Source organism: Streptomyces sp. NPDC058274, assembly GCF_042881375.1.
In the GTDB taxonomy this organism is placed as follows: domain Bacteria; phylum Actinomycetota; class Actinomycetes; order Streptomycetales; family Streptomycetaceae; genus Streptomyces.
This window is the reverse complement of the sequence record NZ_JBHVXW010000024.1, coordinates 37,361-54,897: the sequence shown is the minus strand read 5'-3', so window position 1 is coordinate 54,897 and position 17,537 is coordinate 37,361. Positions and strand designations below refer to the sequence as shown.

17 protein-coding genes and 1 pseudogene are annotated in these 17,537 nt (G+C 68.8%); 8 read left to right on the top strand and 10 right to left on the bottom strand.

Translation table 11 applies throughout. The features are described from left to right. Nucleotides 1-68 precede the first annotated feature (68 nt). Nucleotides 69-932: a tRNA pseudouridine(38-40) synthase TruA gene (gene truA, locus ACFVYF_RS33445; RefSeq protein WP_389461489.1), complete on the top strand. Its 864-nt coding sequence runs from the start codon at nucleotides 69-71 to the stop codon at nucleotides 930-932. Nucleotides 933-947: 15 nt separating this feature from the next. On the opposite strand, the gene ACFVYF_RS33440 is transcribed toward truA, so the two are convergent. Further along, the gene (locus tag ACFVYF_RS33440; protein ID WP_389461487.1) at nucleotides 948-1,811 is read right to left on the bottom strand and encodes a hypothetical protein; all 864 of its coding nucleotides are present in this window, start codon (nucleotides 1,809-1,811) and stop codon (nucleotides 948-950) included. A gap of 74 nt (nucleotides 1,812-1,885) precedes the next feature. On the opposite strand from ACFVYF_RS33440, the gene ACFVYF_RS33435 reads away from it, so the two are divergent. The 4 genes from ACFVYF_RS33435 (at nucleotide 1,886) to glmM (ending at nucleotide 5,888) form a co-directional block, all read left to right on the top strand. Continuing rightward, entirely contained in the window at nucleotides 1,886-3,088 is a 1,203-nt protein-coding gene (locus tag ACFVYF_RS33435) for a glycosyltransferase family 87 protein (protein WP_389461486.1), read from the top strand. A gap of 205 nt (nucleotides 3,089-3,293) precedes the next feature. Beyond that, entirely contained in the window at nucleotides 3,294-3,737 is a 444-nt protein-coding gene (gene rplM / locus ACFVYF_RS33430; RefSeq protein WP_010986363.1) for a 50S ribosomal protein L13, read from the top strand. Between the two features lie 42 nt (nucleotides 3,738-3,779). Further along, nucleotides 3,780-4,301 (top strand): 30S ribosomal protein S9, encoded by a 522-nt coding sequence (gene rpsI, locus ACFVYF_RS33425; protein ID WP_383282676.1) that lies wholly within the window; start codon nucleotides 3,780-3,782, stop codon nucleotides 4,299-4,301. A gap of 228 nt (nucleotides 4,302-4,529) precedes the next feature. Further along, complete coding sequence (gene glmM, locus ACFVYF_RS33420; protein ID WP_389461485.1) at nucleotides 4,530-5,888, top strand: phosphoglucosamine mutase; 1,359 nt, start codon at nucleotides 4,530-4,532, stop codon at nucleotides 5,886-5,888. On the opposite strand, the gene ACFVYF_RS33415 is transcribed toward glmM, so the two are convergent. Next, a complete protein-coding gene (locus ACFVYF_RS33415; protein ID WP_389461483.1) occupies nucleotides 5,885-6,829 on the bottom strand; it encodes a DUF389 domain-containing protein in 945 nt (314 codons plus the stop codon). The genes glmM and ACFVYF_RS33415 overlap by 4 nt on opposite strands. A gap of 23 nt (nucleotides 6,830-6,852) precedes the next feature. Continuing rightward, complete coding sequence (gene coaA, locus ACFVYF_RS33410) at nucleotides 6,853-7,842, bottom strand: type I pantothenate kinase (protein WP_389461481.1); 990 nt, start codon at nucleotides 7,840-7,842, stop codon at nucleotides 6,853-6,855. Nucleotides 7,843-8,010: 168 nt separating this feature from the next. Here coaA and ACFVYF_RS33405 point away from each other — a divergent pair, with 168 nt between their 5' ends. After that, complete coding sequence (locus ACFVYF_RS33405) at nucleotides 8,011-8,247, top strand: hypothetical protein (RefSeq protein WP_389461479.1); 237 nt, start codon at nucleotides 8,011-8,013, stop codon at nucleotides 8,245-8,247. Nucleotides 8,248-8,433: 186 nt separating this feature from the next. Further along, nucleotides 8,434-10,281, top strand: coding sequence for a glutamine--fructose-6-phosphate transaminase (isomerizing) (gene glmS / locus ACFVYF_RS33400; RefSeq protein ID WP_389461477.1), 1,848 nt, complete (start codon nucleotides 8,434-8,436; stop codon nucleotides 10,279-10,281). On the opposite strand, the gene ACFVYF_RS33395 is transcribed toward glmS, so the two are convergent. Together ACFVYF_RS33395 and ACFVYF_RS33390 are read right to left on the bottom strand one after the other, a co-directional pair. Next, nucleotides 10,242-10,460, bottom strand: coding sequence for a DUF397 domain-containing protein (locus tag ACFVYF_RS33395; protein WP_389461475.1), 219 nt, complete (start codon nucleotides 10,458-10,460; stop codon nucleotides 10,242-10,244). The genes glmS and ACFVYF_RS33395 overlap by 40 nt on opposite strands. Before the next feature lie 8 nt (nucleotides 10,461-10,468). Continuing rightward, entirely contained in the window at nucleotides 10,469-11,320 is an 852-nt protein-coding gene (locus ACFVYF_RS33390; RefSeq protein WP_389461473.1) for a helix-turn-helix domain-containing protein, read from the bottom strand. 225 nt (nucleotides 11,321-11,545) lie between these two features. Here ACFVYF_RS33390 and ACFVYF_RS33385 point away from each other — a divergent pair, with 225 nt between their 5' ends. Beyond that, nucleotides 11,546-11,968, top strand: a complete 423-nt coding sequence (locus ACFVYF_RS33385) for an ATP-binding protein (protein ID WP_389461472.1) — start codon at nucleotides 11,546-11,548, stop codon at nucleotides 11,966-11,968. Nucleotides 11,969-12,030: 62 nt separating this feature from the next. On the opposite strand, the pseudogene ACFVYF_RS33380 reads toward ACFVYF_RS33385, so the two are convergent. From ACFVYF_RS33380 to ACFVYF_RS33360, 5 genes and pseudogenes are all read right to left on the bottom strand, one after another. Then, nucleotides 12,031-12,260, bottom strand: a pseudogene (locus ACFVYF_RS33380) (GNAT family N-acetyltransferase); the annotation flags it as partial. Nucleotides 12,261-12,393: 133 nt separating this feature from the next. Beyond that, nucleotides 12,394-13,320 carry a hypothetical protein gene (locus tag ACFVYF_RS33375; protein WP_389461470.1) on the bottom strand — a complete coding sequence of 309 codons (927 nt, stop codon included), beginning with the start codon at nucleotides 13,318-13,320 and terminating at the stop codon, nucleotides 12,394-12,396. A 1,014-nt stretch (nucleotides 13,321-14,334) separates the two neighbouring features. After that, nucleotides 14,335-14,946 carry a hypothetical protein gene (locus ACFVYF_RS33370; protein ID WP_389461469.1) on the bottom strand — a complete coding sequence of 204 codons (612 nt, stop codon included), beginning with the start codon at nucleotides 14,944-14,946 and terminating at the stop codon, nucleotides 14,335-14,337. Nucleotides 14,947-15,054: 108 nt separating this feature from the next. After that, on the bottom strand, nucleotides 15,055-15,612 hold the full coding sequence (locus tag ACFVYF_RS33365) for a hypothetical protein (RefSeq protein WP_389461467.1): 558 nt from the start codon (nucleotides 15,610-15,612) through the stop codon (nucleotides 15,055-15,057). A gap of 21 nt (nucleotides 15,613-15,633) precedes the next feature. Continuing rightward, nucleotides 15,634-17,526 carry an RNase A-like domain-containing protein gene (locus ACFVYF_RS33360; RefSeq protein WP_389461465.1) on the bottom strand — a complete coding sequence of 631 codons (1,893 nt, stop codon included), beginning with the start codon at nucleotides 17,524-17,526 and terminating at the stop codon, nucleotides 15,634-15,636. Nucleotides 17,527-17,537 lie beyond the last annotated feature (11 nt).

The following is a 17,537-nucleotide window of genomic DNA, read 5'->3' as shown; positions in this document are numbered from 1 at the left end:
CCTTGCTGTGAGCGGGCCCGTCCCTTCGGGGGCGGGCCCGCTCCCACGTTTCTGGAGAGGATCTGTGGGTGAGTGACGAAGTAGAGCCCGGTTTCGTACGGGTGCGGCTCGACCTGTCGTACGACGGGGCCGAGTTCTCCGGATGGGCCAAGCAGGCCGCGGGGCGCCGGACCGTGCAGGGGGAGATCGAGGACGCCCTGCGGACGGTGACGCGGTCCGGGGAGACGACGTACGAGCTGACCGTGGCCGGGCGGACCGACGCCGGGGTGCATGCCCGGGGGCAGGTGGCCCATGTCGATCTGCCCGCGGAGCTGTGGGCGGAGCACCGCGAGAAGCTCCTGAAGCGGCTCGCGGGGCGGCTGCCCAAGGACGTGCGGGTGTGGTCCCTGACGGAGGCGCCGAGCGGCTTCAACGCCCGTTTCTCGGCGATCTGGCGGCGGTACGCCTATCGCGTCACGGACAACCCCGGGGGCGTCGATCCGCTGCTGCGGGGCCATGTCCTGTGGCACGACTGGCCGTTGGACGTCGACGCCATGAACGAGGCCGCCGAGCGGCTCGTCGGGGAGCACGACTTCGCCGCCTACTGCAAGAAGCGGGAGGGCGCGACCACCATTCGTACGCTCCAGCAGCTGAGCCTCGTGCGCGGGGACGACGGGGTCATCACGGCGACCGTGCGGGCCGACGCCTTCTGCCACAACATGGTGCGCTCGCTGATCGGGGCGCTGCTGTTCGTGGGGGACGCGCACCGGGGGCCCGAGTGGCCGGGCAAGGTGCTCGCCGCCGGCGTACGCGACTCGGCCGTGCACGTCGTACGGCCGCACGGGCTGACGCTGGAGGAGGTCGGCTATCCCGCCGACGAGCTGCTGGCCGCGCGCAACAAGGAAGCGCGGAACAGGCGGACACTGCCGGGAGCCCGGCCGGGCTGCTGCTGAACTCCCGGCTGCGGGCTACTGGGCGGCCGCGGAGGCCTGTGCCTCACCGCGGCGGCGGATCTGACGGAAGGCGAACTCGGCGAGGTCGTCACCGGTCGTGAAGACCTTGGCGTCCTTCTCCGTCACGTCCTTGCCGCTGCTGAACCCGGCGAGCGTGAAGTAGGCGTAGCGGCCGTAGGAGTTGGTCGTCGAGCGGCAGATCGCCGTACGGCAGAAGGCGGCGACGCCGGAGCCGGACAGCGAGGTGATGATGCTCTTCTTGTCCGCTTCCGCCTTGGCCTTGGTCGCCTGGGCCTCGGTGTCGAAGACCGCGACACCGACGGTCACCGCGATGCCGTCCTTGGAGTAGGTCACGCGCAGGAACCGGGTGCAGTCGTTCTTGGTGAGGACCGCGGGGAGCGTGCCCTGCGCGGCGGACGCGCAGTTGGTGGTGGAGGCCGTCGGCCCCTTGCGGTAGACCCGCTCGCCCATCGTCAGCTGCGAACCGGGGAAGAGGATGTCCGCGCTGAGCGGGGCTGTGTCCTTCTTCACGCTGGATATGAAGTCCTTCGGATCCAGCGGGGGAGGGGCCGTGGTCGGCTCGAACGACGGGGCCGGCTCAGCCGTGCCGCTCGGGATGTCGGCGGTGGCGGGCAGGTTGCTCGGCGAGTTGGAGGCCTGGTTGTCCCCGTTCGCCGAGACAACGCCCACGGCGACGGCCGCGCCCACAGCGACCGTGGCCAGGGCGCCGCCGCCGATCAGCAGCAGCCTGCGGCGTTTGTTGCGTGACTCGGAAGCCTCGGCGAGTGCCGCCCAGTCCGGTGTCTGGTTGCCCCACTGCGATTGCTGGGAACCCGATTTCCAGGGATCCCACGGGGGCTCCCCCTGCCCATAGCTCATGGGGCGCATCTTAGACGGGGTGCGGGGGGTGCCGTTCCGCATCAGCAGGCACTTGAGCCCCTAGCGTGATCTGAATGCACACGGGCAAAAGTGACATCTCCGGGTGGTTGGTACGTAGGGCGTCCTGGCACGGGTGGGTGGTGTCCGCCGTGGTGCTCAGTGCCTCGGTGGTGAACGTCGCCCGCCGGACCGCGGACGGCGGGATGGACAACGCGATCGTCGTACGGGCCGCCCGGACCTGGCTGGACGGCGGTTCGCCGTACGCCGACCCGCACTTCCTCTATCTTCCGAGCGCCGTGCTCGCCGCGGTGCCGCAGGCGCTGCTGCCCTCGCAGGCGCTGCGCGTGCTCGTGCCGCTGGTGGTGACCGCGCTGCTGGTCGCCGGCTGGGCCTGCGCGCTGCGGATCCACGGGGTGTGGTGGCGCAGCCGCTTCGCCGTGCTCGGGCTGACCGCCCTCGCCGTGGGCTTCGCGCCCTTCGGGCATCTGGTGCGGCTCGGCAACTGGACCGCGACCGCCGTCCTTGCGCTGCCGCTCGGGCTGCTGTGCGCGGTGCGGGGGCGGTGGGGCGCGGCGGGTGCCGTGATCGGTGCCGCGGTGGCGCTGAAACCGCTGCTCGCGCCGGTGGCGCTGCTGTTCCTCTTCGCCGGGCGCCGGCGGGCGCTCGGCGCGGTCGTCCTGGTGCCGGCGGTGGCTTCCGGCGGGGCGGCGCTGCTGATGCCGGATCCCGCGGGGTTCTTCACGCGGACGCTGCCGTTCCTGCTGCGCGGCCAGGACGATTTCGTACGGCTCTACGAGGCGTCGCCGGGGGCGGTGCTGCCGCGGCTCGGGGTGCCGGCGGGGCCGGCCGCCGCCCTGGCGCTGGCCGGTGCCGGGTGGGGGACGTGGTGTGCGTACCGGCGGTGGCGGTGCGCGGACCCCGGGCCGCTGCGGATCGTCGAGACCGCCGCGCTGCTGATGCTCTCGGCGTTCCTGGTCTCCCGGCCGTCGTACGACCACTACCTGGTCGTGGTGGTGCCGCTGCTGCTCGCGGGGGCGCTGCATCCGGGGGCGGTCGCCCGGGGGCCCTGGTTCTGGCTGGCGCTGGTGCCGCAGATCCCCGGCCTCACCTGGCCCTTCCTGGAGCCGGAGACCCGGCGGGCGTTCCGGGACTGCCTTACGCTGTGTCTACTGGTCCTGGCCGTCTCGGTGGCCGCCCGGCCGGAGCCGCGTCCGGCGACCGCTCACAGCAGGGGCCGCAGCGGTAGCCGCCAGGTGGGTGGCACACGCGCGTTTTGACCCGTCCGGGGAAGCACGGGTACGCTTGCCCTTCGTTATGTGTATTGGCTTGCTCATTCTCACGTGAGGGGCCCTTACACCGGTCCACCGGGCCGATGACCAGCGGCAGGACTCGGTTGCGTCACCGAGGTCCGCCAGGGCTGTCGTACATCGTCCGTGGTGGCCATGTCAGGACCCACTCACTGAAGAAGCGAAGGCTACGACCGTGCGTACGTACAGCCCCAAGCCCGGCGACATTACTCGCCAGTGGTACGTCATCGACGCCCAGGATGTCGTCCTGGGCCGTCTGGCGACCACTGCCGCGAACATTCTGCGGGGCAAGCACAAGCCGATCTACGCCCCCCACGTCGACGCTGGTGACTTCGTCATCATCATCAACGCCGACAAGGTGCACCTCTCCGGCAACAAGAAGACCCAGAAGCTGGCGTACCGCCACTCCGGTTACCCGGGTGGTCTGCGCTCCGTCCGTTACGACGAGCTGCTGGCGAAGAACCCCGAGAAGGCCGTCGAGAAGGCCATCAAGGGCATGATCCCCAAGAACACCCTGGGCCGTCAGGTGCTCTCGAAGCTGAAGGTCTACTCGGGCGACCAGCACCCGCACGCTGCGCAGCAGCCGGTGCCGTTCGAGATCACCCAGGTCGCGCAGTAGTTCCGGCCACCCCCTAAGACTGAACAGAATCTGAGGAGAATCGTGGCCGAGACCACCGTTGAGCAGCCGGTCGAAGAGACCGAGGTTGTCGACATCGAGAGCTACACCACCGAGTCCGACGCGCCCGTCGAGGGCGAGTACACCTCGGAGTCCACGGCGTCCCGCTTCGGCGACCCGCAGCCGGCCGCCGGCCTGGGCCGTCGCAAGAACGCCATCGCCCGCGTCCGGATCGTCCCGGGCTCCGGCAAGTGGAAGATCAACGGGCGCACGCTCGAGGACTACTTCCCGAACAAGGTGCACCAGCAGGAAGTCAACGAGCCCTTCAAGGTGCTCGAGCTCGACAACCGCTATGACGTGGTCGCCCGTATCTCGGGTGGCGGCGTCTCCGGTCAGGCCGGCGCCCTGCGCCTCGGCGTGGCCCGCGCCCTGAACGAGGCGGACGTGGACAACAACCGCGGCGCCCTGAAGAAGGCCGGCTTCCTCAAGCGCGACGACCGTGCGGTCGAGCGCAAGAAGGCCGGTCTCAAGAAGGCCCGTAAGGCCCCGCAGTACAGCAAGCGCTAATCTCGCGCTGCCCTGCTGTACTCCGAACGCCCCGGCGGCACGCTGTGTGCCGCCGGGGCGTTCGTTTATCACAGCCGTGGGCGTATAACGGCATAAGGCCTTCAACGGCTTGCATGCTCGGATGCTTATCGAAGCCCCAGCCGCTTCTCGGACACTCGTCAGGGTCGAGGGTTCAGCGAAACGGCTCGGCGGTTTTTTCGGGATTTCCGACAGTTCGGAGGACAGCAAGTGGGACGACTCTTCGGCACGGACGGCGTACGCGGTGTTGCCAATGCGGATCTGACGGCCGAGCTGGCTCTCGGTCTCTCCGTCGCGGCGGCACACGTACTGGCCGAGGCGGGCACGTTCGAGGGCCACCGGCCGGTGGCGATCGTCGGGCGGGACCCGCGCGCGTCCGGGGAGTTCCTGGAGGCCGCCGTGGTCGCGGGACTGGCCAGCGCGGGCGTGGACGTCCTGCGGGTCGGTGTGCTGCCCACCCCCGCGGTGGCGTATCTCACCGGCGTGCTCGGCGCCGACCTCGGCGTGATGCTGTCGGCCAGCCACAACGCCATGCCCGACAACGGCGTCAAGTTCTTCGCGCGCGGCGGTCACAAGCTCGCCGACGAGCTGGAGGACCGGATCGAGTCCGTCTACGAGGAGCACCGCACGGGCGCTCCCTGGGACCGTCCGACCGGTGCCGGCGTCGGCCGGGTCAAGTCGTACGAGCAGGGCTTCGACCAGTACGTCGCCCACCTCATCAACGTGCTCCCGAACCGTCTCGAGGGGCTGAAGGTCGTCCTCGACGAGGCGCACGGCGCGGCCGCCCGGGTGTCGCCGGAGGCCTTCACGCGGGCCGGTGCCGAGATCATCACGATCGGCGCGGACCCGGACGGGCTGAACATCAACGACGGCTGCGGCTCGACCCATCTGGACCTCCTGAAGTCCGCCGTCATCGAGCACGGCGCCGACCTCGGCATCGCGCACGACGGGGACGCCGACCGCTGCCTGGCCGTGGACCACACCGGCGCCGAGGTGGACGGCGACCAGATCCTGGCCGTACTGGCGCTGGCGATGCGGGAGCGGTCCGCGCTGCGCTCGGACACCGTCGTCGCGACGGTGATGTCCAACCTGGGCTTCAAGCTCGCCATGGAGCGCGAGGGTGTCTCCCTGGTGCAGACGGCGGTCGGTGACCGTTACGTCCTGGAGGAGATGAAGCGGCACGACTACGCCCTCGGCGGCGAGCAGTCGGGGCACGTCATCATCCTCGACCACGCGACCACCGGTGACGGCACGCTGACCGGCCTGCTGCTGGCCGCCCGCGTCGCCCAGAGCGGTCGTACGCTCCAGGACCTCGCGTCCGTCATGGAGCGGCTGCCGCAGGTGCTCATCAATGTGCCGGACGTCGACAAGTCGCGGGTGAAGACCTCCGCCGAGCTGGCCACGGCCGTCGCCGACGCCGAGCGCGAACTCGGCTCCACCGGGCGGGTGTTGCTCCGCTCGTCCGGCACCGAGCCGCTCGTCCGGGTGATGGTCGAGGCCGCCGACATCGACCACGCGCGGTCGGTCGCCGGACGGCTGGCCGACGCGGTGAAGTCAGCGCTCGGTTAGCCGAGTTGCGGGACGGTGCGTGCGTGCTGCCTCGCCCAGAACCACTTCTGGGTGAGCAGCGTGAGCGTGCCGGCGAGGACGATGCCGCCGAGGTTGGCGAGCAGCTGCCATGTGGAGCCCCAGGTCTGGGAGAAGTCCGTGTAGCTGAAGGCGACCGCCGCGTTGGCGGCCGCCGGGACCGTGGTGACCGAGATCGCGACGCCGATGAGCGCGCCCGACTTGGCCGAGGTGAGCGACAGGGTCCCCGCGATACCGGCCAGGAACGCCACCACGAAGGACATCCAGTCCGGCTTCCAGATGAAGGCGGTGTTGGGCCGGGCCGCCTCCACCATCGACTTCTCGAAGAGTCCGAAGGCGTCCAGCAGCCAACTGAAGCCCGCCGTCAGCACCATGGCGATCGCGAACCCGGCGAGCAGCGCCCACAGTGACCGCCACACCAGGTGCGGGGCGCGCCGCACCAGGGCCGTGGAGATGCCGGCCAGCGGCCCGAACTCCGGTCCCACGGCCATGGCACCCACGATCAGGATCGCGTTGTCGAGCATCACACCGCAGGCCGCGAGCATCGTCGCGACGGCGAGGAACGCGACGTAGGTGACGGTGAGCGTCGACTCCTCGTGCGTCGCGTCCGCCAGATGCTCCCACAGCACCGCGTCCGCGCCCTCGCCCGGCGCCTCGTCCTCCGCCTTGTCGGCGCGCTTCGACAGCGACAGGTCGATGTTCTCGACCGCGATCGAGCCGGTCTTGTCCAGGTCCAACTTCCGCAGCGCGCCGATGAGTTCGTCGCCCGCCTCCCGCGCGACGTCGCACATCACCACGTCCCCGGCGGGGTTGCGGGCGGCGCCCGGGAGCACCACGAGGTGGGCGGTGCCGACCGTCGACTCGACGAGACGTACCACTTCCTCCGTGCGGTCGGCCGGTGTGATCAGGCGCAGATGCAGCATGGCCGCAGCGTAGCCGGGCCGGATTACAGCTTGCGCAGGCTCAGGCGCTGCACCTTGTGGTCCGGGCCCTTGCGGACGACGAGGGTCGCGCGGCCGCGTGTCGGGGCCACGTTCTCCAGCAGGTTGACCTTGTTGATGGTCCGCCAGGTCGTGCGGGCGTAGTCCAGGGCCTCCTCCTCGGAGACCTGGGTGTACTTGCGGAAGTACGAGGACGGGTTCTGGAAGGCGGTCGCGCGCAGCTTGCGGAAGCGGTTGAGGTACCACGCCTCGATGTCCTCGGCGCGGGCGTCCACGTACACGCTGAAGTCGAAGTAGTCGGCGAGACCGACGCGGGTGCGGCCGTCCTTGCCGGGCAGGGCGGGCTGGAGCACGTTCAGGCCCTCGACGATCAGGATGTCGGGGCGGCGCACGGTCAGCTTCTGGCCGGGGACGATGTCGTAGATGAGGTGCGAGTAGACGGGGGCCGTCACCTCGTCCTTGCCGGCCTTGATGTCCGCGACGAAGCGGGTCAGGGCGCGGCGGTCGTAGGACTCGGGGAAACCCTTGCGCGACATCAGGCCGCGGGCCTCCAGCTCCTTGGTGGGCAGCAGGAAGCCGTCCGTGGTGACCAGCTCGACCCGCGGGTGCTCCGGCCAGCGGGAGAGCAGGGCCTGGAGGAGCCGGGCCACGGTGGACTTGCCGACGGCCACGGAGCCGGCGACGCCTATGACGAACGGGGTGCCCGCCTGGGAGCCCTTCTCGCCGAGGAAGGTGTTCAGGGCGCCTCTGAGCCCGTCCGTGGCACCCACGTACAGGTTCAGCAGTCTGGACAGCGGCAGATAGATGTCCCGCACCTCGTCGAGGTCGATGACATCGCCCAGACCGCGCAGCTTCTCGACCTCCTCGGCGTTCAGCGGGAGCGGCGTCTTTTCGCGCAGGGCGCTCCACTCGGCACGGGTGAGGTCGAGGTAGGGAGTCGCCTCCGGCCTGGACCGGTGGGCGCTCCGCGGCAACGAGGAGACCGGAGAGATCACAGTCCATTGTTACGGGGATTTGAACGGGATGGCGGGTGGGGTCCGTCACGCACGGCCGGGTGAGACCTGGCCGATTCCCTGGACCGGCACCCCGGACAGGGATACGTTCCCGCCATCCGGGAAGCGAGCCGCGTCCCGGAACACCGGGGGTTGGGAGTGGCGACCGCCATGCACATCCGTGACTTCGTACGCCGTCGACACGCACCCGCGCATCCGTCCACGCACTCGGACCTGGCCGCACGGGTGTGCAGCGAGCTGGCCGCCGACCTGCCGGACGAGGACGTGGGCGAGGACCTTGACGACTGCCTCGCCCTGTACGAGCTGGGCAGCAAGCCGCGCTGCGAGGAGGTCGAGTACCTGGGGATGGTCCAGGAGGCGATCGAGCGGATCGAGCGCGGGGAGTGACTGCGGGGGAGTGACGCACGGGTGCCCCCGGCTCCGGGCGGCGCCGGGGGAGTGACCCGCGAATGCCCCCGGCTCCGGACGGCCCGGAGCTGCGCGTGGGGCCGGCCGTAGCGGGCCCTGGCGGAATTTCCGATATCGGGCACGGAGTGCCGGGATGCGGCGAGTGCCTGCCCTTAGGCTGCCGCCATGTGCGGAATCGTGGGATACGTGGGGTCGCAGTCGGCACTCGATGTGGTCGTCGCCGGACTGAAGCGACTGGAGTACCGGGGGTACGACTCGGCCGGGGTCGCGGTGCTCGCGGACGGTGGCCTCGCCGCCGCGAAGAAGGCCGGGAAGCTGGTCAACCTGGAGAAGGAGCTGGTCGACCGGCCGCTGCCGACGGGATCGACGGGGATCGGGCACACCCGGTGGGCCACCCACGGAGGCCCCACGGACGAGAACGCGCATCCGCATCTGGACAACGCGGGCCGGGTCGCCGTCGTCCACAACGGCATCATCGAGAACTTCGCCGTGCTGCGCGCCGAGCTGGCCGAGCGCGGGCACGAGCTGACCTCGGAGACCGACACCGAGGTGGTCGCGCATCTGCTCGCCGAGGAGTTCTCCTCGTGCGCGGACCTGGCGGAGGCGATGCGGCTGGTCTGCCGTCGCCTCGACGGCGCGTTCACGCTGGTCGCCGTGCACGCGGACCAGCCCGACGTGGTCGTGGGGGCGCGGCGGAACTCACCGCTCGTGGTGGGCGTGGGAGAGGGCGAGGCCTTCCTCGCCTCGGACGTCGCCGCGTTCATCGCCCACACCCGCTCGGCGATCGAGCTGGGCCAGGACCAGGTGGTGGAACTGCGCCGGAACGGGGTGACGGTCACCGGCTTCGACGGCCGGCCCGCCGACGTCCGGTCCTACCACGTCGACTGGGACCTCTCGGCGGCCGAGAAGGACGGCTACGACTACTTCATGCTCAAGGAGATCGCCGAGCAGCCCAAGGCGGTCGCCGACACCCTGCTGGGCCGCATCGACGCGGCGGGCTGTCTGACGCTGGACGAGGTGCGGATCCCGACGGCGGTGCTCCGCGAGGTCGACAAGGTCGTCATCGTGGCCTGCGGTACGGCTTTCCACGCCGGGCTGATCGCCAAGTACGCCATCGAGCACTGGACGCGGGTGCCGTGCGAGGTGGAGCTGGCGAGCGAGTTCCGCTACCGCGATCCCATCCTGGACCAGCAGACCCTGGTCATCGCCATCTCGCAGTCCGGCGAGACCATGGACACGCTGATGGCGCTGCGGCACGCCCGTGAGCAGGGCTCCAAGGTGCTGGCGATCTGCAACACGAACGGCTCGACGATTCCGCGCGAGTCGGACGCGGTGCTCTACACGCACGCGGGGCCCGAGGTCGCCGTCGCGTCCACGAAGGCGTTCCTCACGCAGCTCGTCGCCTGCTATCTGGTGGCGCTCTACCTCGGCCAGGTGCGCGGCACCAAGTGGGGCGACGAGATCCAGGCGGTCATCCGGGACCTGGCGGAGATCTCCGGTTCGGTCGAGCAGGTCCTGGAGACCATGGAGCCGGTACGGGAGCTGGCGCGCTCCCTCGCCGAGAAGAACACGGTGCTGTTCCTGGGGCGGCACGTGGGCTACCCCGTGGCCCTCGAAGGCGCCCTGAAGCTCAAGGAACTGGCGTACATGCACGCCGAGGGCTTCGCGGCAGGCGAGCTGAAGCACGGGCCGATCGCGCTGATCGAGCAGGACCTCCCGGTCGTCGTGGTCGTCCCCTCCCCGCGCGGCCGCTCGGTCCTGCACGACAAGATCGTCTCCAACATCCAGGAGATCCGGGCGCGGGGTGCGCGCACGATCGTGATCGCGGAGGAGGGGGACGAGACGGTCGTGCCGTACGCGGACCATCTGATCCGCGTCCCGGTCACGCCGACCCTGCTCCAGCCGCTGGTCACCACCGTCCCGCTGCAGGTCTTCGCCTGCGAACTGGCCACGGCCCGCGGCAACGAGGTGGATCAGCCGCGGAACCTGGCGAAGTCGGTGACGGTGGAGTAGTTCTTCAGGGCGCTGAGGAAGGGGGTGAAGGCCTCGGTGGGGAAGGTGAGGGTGGCGGCGGTGGGGGTCTTGGAGTCGCGGATGGCTATGTGGGTGGGTGAGTTCGCGATCTCCACGCAGGAGTTGCCGTCTCCGGCGCCGGAGTAAGACGACTTCCGCCAGTTGTCGGGGGTGTCCATGGAGTGCCTCACAGCTCTTTGGCCAGCCTGTGGATAAAGTCACGCGACCGCTCGGGGTCGAGAGACGCGGCTTCTACTCTACGGAAGAGTGTTCGAAAGACGCTGAGTTGGGCCTCGGAATCAATGAAGGCCGCGGCGTGCGGTGCGTCCCCAACCGCTGTGTCGAGCTTGGGGACCGGGCCGCCCGCCATCATCATGGCGGTCCAGGACCCGCCGAAGCCGTCCAGGTCGAACGGAATGACACGTACGGTGACGTGGGGTGCCTCTGACAGGTTGAGGACGCCGGTGAGTTGGGCTCGTGAGGCGGCGCGGTCGCCGACCCGGATGCGCAGTGCCGCCTCGTGGATGACCGCTTCGTAAGGTGTGGGATTGATGCCTTCGAGGATCGCCTTGCGTTGCATCCGGTGCCGGACGCGCAACTCGAGCTCTTCGTGCGGGAGTTCGGGGATCCTGTCGGAGAAGATGGCCCGGGCGTAGTCCTCCGTCTGGAGCGGCCCTGGGATGTACAGAAACTGGACTTCCCGCAGGAACGTGGCGTGGTGCTCCAGCTCTGCAAGGTCCAGAAACGGGGTAGGCAGCGCCCCGCGGTACTCCTCCCACCAGCCTCGTGTCCGGTCGGTCGCCATGGCGACCAGGGCATCCGTGAACGCCTCGTCCGTGCAGACGTAGTGGGCCGCAAGGCGGCGCAGTCGCTTCTCGCTCACGCCTGAGGTGCCGGACTCGATCTGGCTGATCTGCACGGAGTTGACGCCGAGCAGCGCTGCTGCCTCGCGGGCGCTGAGGCCCGCCGCGTCGCGGAGCCTGCGCAGTTCGACCGCCAGACGCAGCTGTCTCGCTGTGGGTTCCCGTTTGGTCGCCATGGGCCGCTCCCTGGTCCAACGCGCTTACTGGCGCGACTCGTTCGGGGGTCAGGTTACGCGACCGGCTTGCGAGTTCTTAAATCTAAGGTCTACCGTCAGTGATGCGACGCACACTCTGCGGAACCCGGGGCTACCGGAAGCGCACCGCTCCGTCCTGCCATGGCGGTTGCGGCAATGTCACCGCCCGCCATCCGCAACTCCCCCCTTGCCGAACGGAGTTGACGCATGCCCGAAAACGAGTCCGACACGTCCTGGGAGTACTCCCTCCACATCCCGAACGATCTCCGCGCCGTCACCGTCTGCCGCCGTACCCTGCGCCTGATCCTGACCATGCACGGGCTGATCGGACTGGTCGACACCGCGGAGCTCCTCGCGGCGGAGCTGGTCGCCAACGCCGTACGCCACACCAAGGGGCCGGCCGCACTGCGGGTGCGCTGGTCGGCGGAGGTGCTGCGGATCGGAGCGTGGGACGCGGACCCGCGGCCGCCGGAGCCGCCGAGGGCGCTGGAGCGGCTCGGCGAGGCGGAGGAGGGCCGGGGCCTCGCGCTGGTCCGCGCGTGCTCGGACCTGTGGGGGTGGCAGCCGCTGTCGAGATTCGGCAACCGGGGTAAGTACGTGTGGTGCGAGCTTGCCCGGGCGGCGGGGTAGCTCTTCGCGTCCGGCTTCCAGTTCTGGACGAGGAGCCCGAGCAGCACCTCGTCCATCACTCAAGCCGAGGGGCGCAGTACGCCCTCACGGCGAAGCCGTTGCGCTCGGCGGAGCGCAGCATCGCGGTGTTGTCCGCAAGCGTCTCGATCTGCAGGCGCTACAGGCCACGTACGAGGAAACCGTAGTGGCACAGCACCGCGACCACGTCGGTGCCGTAGCCCTTGCCGCGGGCGGACGGCAGCAGGCCCAGCCCGATGTACGCGGACCGGTTGTGGTTGTCGATGCCCCACAGGGGGTGCGCCCTCGTCACTGAGCGTCGGCTCACCGACTCTCAGCGACGAGGCGGTCAGGGTGCGGCCGTCACACCCCGGGGCCGCAACAGGTGCCCCTGCGCAGGGATCGTGCGGGACCCCCGGCGGGATGGCTCACGGTGTTCCGTTGGCCCCGTTCGCGCAGGGGCTGCCCGAGCCGAAGGTCCCGCCGCTCCCGCCGGTGCCGCCGTGGTAGAGGATGCCCCCTGTGGCGTTGCCGCCGGCGCCGCCGATCCCGCAGACGCCGTCGCTGCTGGCGCCCGACTTGGCGCCGCCGTTGCCCCCGTTGCCGCCGTTGCCGCCGAAGTTGTTGATACCTCCGAAGCTCAGGCCACCGGCCCCGCCGATGCCCGCGGCACCGCCCGGATAGGCGCCGCCGAAGCTGCCGTTGCCTCCGTTGCCGGCCTGACCACCCTTACCGCCATTACCGGCGCCGTTGATGCCACCGGCGCCGCCGTTGCCGCCCCCACCACCGCCGTGGCCGATGCCGCCGTTGCCCGCGTTGCCGCCCGCACCACCGTCCGATCCCCCAACGCCACCGAGGCCGCCGCGGCCACCTGTGCCGGCGTTGGTGCCGGAGTTGCCGCCGGGGCCACCGGTACCGCCCGCACCGCCGTGGGTGCCCATGCCGCCGGCTCCGCCCGCACCGCCGGCGCCGTTCAGGCCGCCGGTGGCACCGGTGCCGCCGGTGCCACCCGCGGCGCCGTTGGGGCCGGCGTTGCCGCCGACAGCGCCCGCACCGCCGGAACCGCCGCCGAGGCCCGCGCCACCGTTGCCGCCCGCACCACCGACCCCGCCCAGGACTCCGTTGCCCCCAGGGCCCCCCGCACCGCCGGCGCAGTCCCCGGTCCCGGTCGCGGGGCCACCCACGGTGCCGGGAAAGCCGTTGGGGTGGGCGGCGGTGCCGTTGGCGCCAGCGATGCCGGCAGTACCGGCGGTGCAGGCGAGAGCGGAAGCGCCGGCCGGAGAGCCGAGGAAGAGTGTTGCGCCGGCGAAGAGCGTGGGCAGGGCGAAGAGAGCTGCGGTCTGTTTCCTGTTCATGACGGGGTTTCCTCTGGATCGGGTGAAGCGGGGATCGCGGGCGCTGCAGCAGACCGATGCGAAACCGACGAGGGAATAGTCGGTCCCTGAAAATTCCGTGCACACGCCGCTGAGCGGCCGGTGAAATTCCGGACTGCTTCCATAAGACACGCAGTTTCTGATATTTCCGATAAATGGGGAGTGTAATATTCATCGACATTCGCCTGAGAGGGCAACCCTCTGTTTGCAGTACGTAAACTCATCCGAAAAGAACGTTTGGCCGATACTCGCTGATTCGGCCGCGAAGCCCCGCACTTCTCGGATTTCCGAGTCCATAGCCGCCGACCTGCAAATTTCGCCAGATCGGGGTAGCTGAAGGGGCACTTTCGGCCACCCGGTGAGCGCACCGGTGCAGCGCCTGAGCGAAGCAGAGGCTGGCTGGTGGTACGCCCTTGCATCGGCCGTGCACTTCTCTGTTCTGCATCCGGTGTTGCCGAATCAAGTGAATTTCGGCATTTTCGGCCACCCGCGGTCAAACGAGAAGTTGCAGACCTCGTGTTCCTGTAACGAGAAGTTGCAGACCTCATGTTTCTTTTCGGAGTCCTGCCGAAAATATCGATGGCAAGACTGCCGTCAGGCGACCCGCCAAAAAGGCGTCCAGAGGTCGTGTGCGGCACGCCGCGTCGAAAATAACGTTCACGGGCCTCTTGACTACTGCCGGCATCGGCGCCGGGCTGCGGCGCGGATGCGAGAGCCCGAGAGCCCGAGAGCCCGAGAGCCCGAGAGCCCGAGAGCCCGAGAGCCCGAGAGCCCGAGAGCCCGAGAGCCCGAGAGCCCGAGAGCCCGAGTGAATGATCCGCTACCACACCCTGTCGCCGGTCACCCGTGCCAGCAGTAGTGCCTGGGCCTTGGATCAGTCCGTAAACCGTTGGTGCACCGCCTGCCGGGAGGCAGCGAAGGCCGGTGGGAGCTGCCGCCAGGTGCAACCGGTTGATTCAGCGGTGGGGCAGGTGGCGGAACGAGTTGGATACGTGGTCACGAGTGTTCTCGCTGCATGTGCTCGTTGACGGTGTCGATGAGTTCCTGAAGATGGCTGCGGGTGGCCCATGAGAGTCGCTCCTTGAGCGCATCCGGACCCGGGAAGAGGACGAGTGCTCGCTGCGCTTCAGTGGTGTATGCGGCGGCACGTTCGTGGCAATAGGGGTGCTCGTTCGTCACGGCGGCTCGCACGGCAGCAGCGAAGTCTTGACCTCCCTCGTCCATGAGGATCCCATCGAATCCAAACAGATACGGGAACGTCCGCAGGAATTCCCAGCTGCCCATGGGGAGTTCCCAGTACTCGGGTGCCGGTTGCCGGTCGAGAACTCGAGTGATGTCGGCGAGCATACGCAGATACTCCGCCGGGTCCATGTCGCCGGATGCTCGCTTGACTTTCTCTTGGAAGTGAGACGGAAACGACTCCAGTGCAGGAGTGCACTCGATGTGATCAGCGATAACGTCCAGGGTTCCGGTGGCCGCGTAAACGGAGCAGTTCCAGTGCGCGAGCCAATCCCCGGTGACGGCTCGGATGTATCGCTTGATTTCGTCGTCCAGCGACAGCTCTCCCTTGGAATCTTGAGCTGCGATGGCGATTTCCAGGAGTCGCACTGCAGGGCCGTCCGAGAGCAACGACGGGGGGAATGGGCGCACACTTGCCACCTGTCCTGAGGGTTGTCCCGCAACGGCTGATCCTGGTGGCATCTGTGCTGGGTTCCGTCAGATGGGGTTGAAGGACCAGAACACGCCGACCTCCTCGGGCGAGACGACGACGAACCCGAAATCGCCGTCGTACGGAGTGAGGGGGCTCCAGCCGGTGACTCCGGCCGTGAGGTCCGGCGACGGTGAACTACGCGCTTCTGAGATGTTGCTGTAGCAGGAAATCTCGTCGCCGTACCGGCCGAGCAGAAGGCGGGCGTCGGCGAGCGCTTCCGTCGCGCTGCCCTCGGGTCCGATCGGCCCCCACTCGTACGTCATGATCACCAGTAGGCGAGCGGCCGTCTCAGCCGTGACTGGGTGAAGGCGCTCGCTCAGTGCTTCACGGGACAGAGGGAGGAACGGGAAGGACGGGCCGTGCCCCTGTCGCCTCCCGTCATGGTTCTTGTCCCAGTCGAGTGTGATCCAGCCTCGCGGGTCGTCGATCTCTCGGTTCATCACGGCCAGCACGTCGTTCTGCCAGTCGGAGCGAAACCTCGGGCCGGTCGCCACGAACGTGTACACATCCTCCAGGAGGCGCAGAGCGGCTGCCTCCCACGCGGCCTGGGTCACAGTTTCCATTCTTATTCCCAACAGAATCGGTCAGCGCGTCGGCATGGAAGTCATCACGACGAAGGGGGGTTTGAGCCTGGAATCGTACTTCAGGCGTGTGTCGATGTTCTCCACCTCGATCGGCTTGGCACTCATCCCCCCCTCCTTGAAACCGGTCCGTGGGTCGTTCGGGTCGTATGGCTGTTTCGTGACGCTCGTGCCCGTGATTTCTCCGCTGGGGCCTGGGCCGACAAGCTTCATCGAATCCCCGTCCGCAGGCGGACCCTCCAGCCATACCTTGATCTCAGAGGAATGTGAGTCGATGTTGTACTGCGTGTACCGCTGCGCGCTGTTCAGGTCGTCGAAGCTGGAGGACGCGCTGACCGTGGGCTTGCCGTGCCGCCATGTCGGGGTAGCCGGATCGCCTTGATCACGCAGGCGTTGGGCGAGTTGCTCGGAAGTCTTACCGACGTGCTTGTCCAAGGTGTGGCCGTCGTTCAGCCATTCCATACTGGCCAGGTCGACCCTGTAGACGCTGTTCTTGATGTCCTCCGGGTTGGTCCACTTGCTCTCTTCTTTGAATTCGTTGAGCGATCGCGCACCGAATGCCTCGGCCCGTGCTTCTTCGGCGGCGTAGGTGGGCACACTGCGTTTGGCCTCTTCCAGTGCGCTCTTGAGCTTGGTCAGGTCGTCGGCGTAGCCGTGTATCTCGCGGTTGTAGGAGTCGACGGCGTGGTTGAGGCGGCCTGTGTCGATGTTGGCGATGAACTCGGCTGCCAGTTCGGGGAGTTCGGCGACCTTTTTGAGGGCGTCCAGTACGCCTTGTACTTCGAAGGTCTTCTTCGCCGCGTCCTTGTAGACGGCGGTGATGGTGGATCTGACCTTGGTCACTTCGGCGCTGACGGCGTCGGATGCCGTCGCGATGGCGCGCGCGGTGTCCTGCAGGACGTCTAGTGCGGGCTGTTGCCCGTCTTTGTGGGCCCATTTGTAGTTGTGGTGTTCCTTGCCCCAGGCCGTGGTGCCCCAGATGGCCGAGCAGAACTGCTTCATCGCGTTCTGCCACTCGTCGTGTCCCGGTGCGGAGTTGGTGAGGTAGGCGATGGCGTCGTCGAAGGTGTCTGCGGACTTTTTGGCGTCCTTGGCCGCCTGGCGCCAGGCCTCTGCGATCTTGGGCAGGTCGATGTCGTCGCCGCCGGGCGTGATGTCGGCGACCTTTCCGTGGCGCAGGGCGTGGTTGAGGATCGGGCGCAGGATGTGGTCGCCGACCGTGCTCACCACGCCGGAGACGTCGTCGATGATCTCGTTGCCCCAGCCTGCTTCGGCGGGAGCGTTGCCCCAGCCGAGTTCGGCGACCGGGCCGCCCGCGCCGGCCTTCTTGAGTACGGCGGGTGGATTCTTCTTCACCACGGCCGGTGTCAGGACATTGGTCGCGTGCTCTGCCTCGGCGTAGTTGTTCGCCGTGACGGTGAGGCCCACGGCGGCGCCGCCGACGCCGCCCGTTGCCGCGTCCCACACCTCCAGGAACAGGCCGGCGACTTCGGCGTACGCCTTCGCGAAGGCCTCCGGGCCCGTTCCACAGCCAGCCGCGTGCGCGTACCCGTCGAGCGCGTCGACGAGGCTCCTGGCCCGGTCGGCGAAGTTGTACTGGGCGTTCCGCAGCATGTAGGACGCGTAGTACACGTGCTTGGGCTGGACGTCGAAGCCGACGGAATTGCCCGGCGGGGCAGGCTTCATCGCGGCCAGCTCGTCGGAGCGCTGCTGGCGTTCCGAACCCGGGTCTTGGCGCGAGATGTCCTTGCCCTGAGGATCCGTGAGCGAGCCCGGGGACGGCGCAGGGGTCGGAGTCGAGCCGGACGACGGCGAGCCGGACGGCGGGGCCGGCAGGGTTCCTCCGCTCGTCGGGGCCGACGGTGTCGCGGACGGCGACGGCGAAGGTGTGGACATCAGGCGGCACC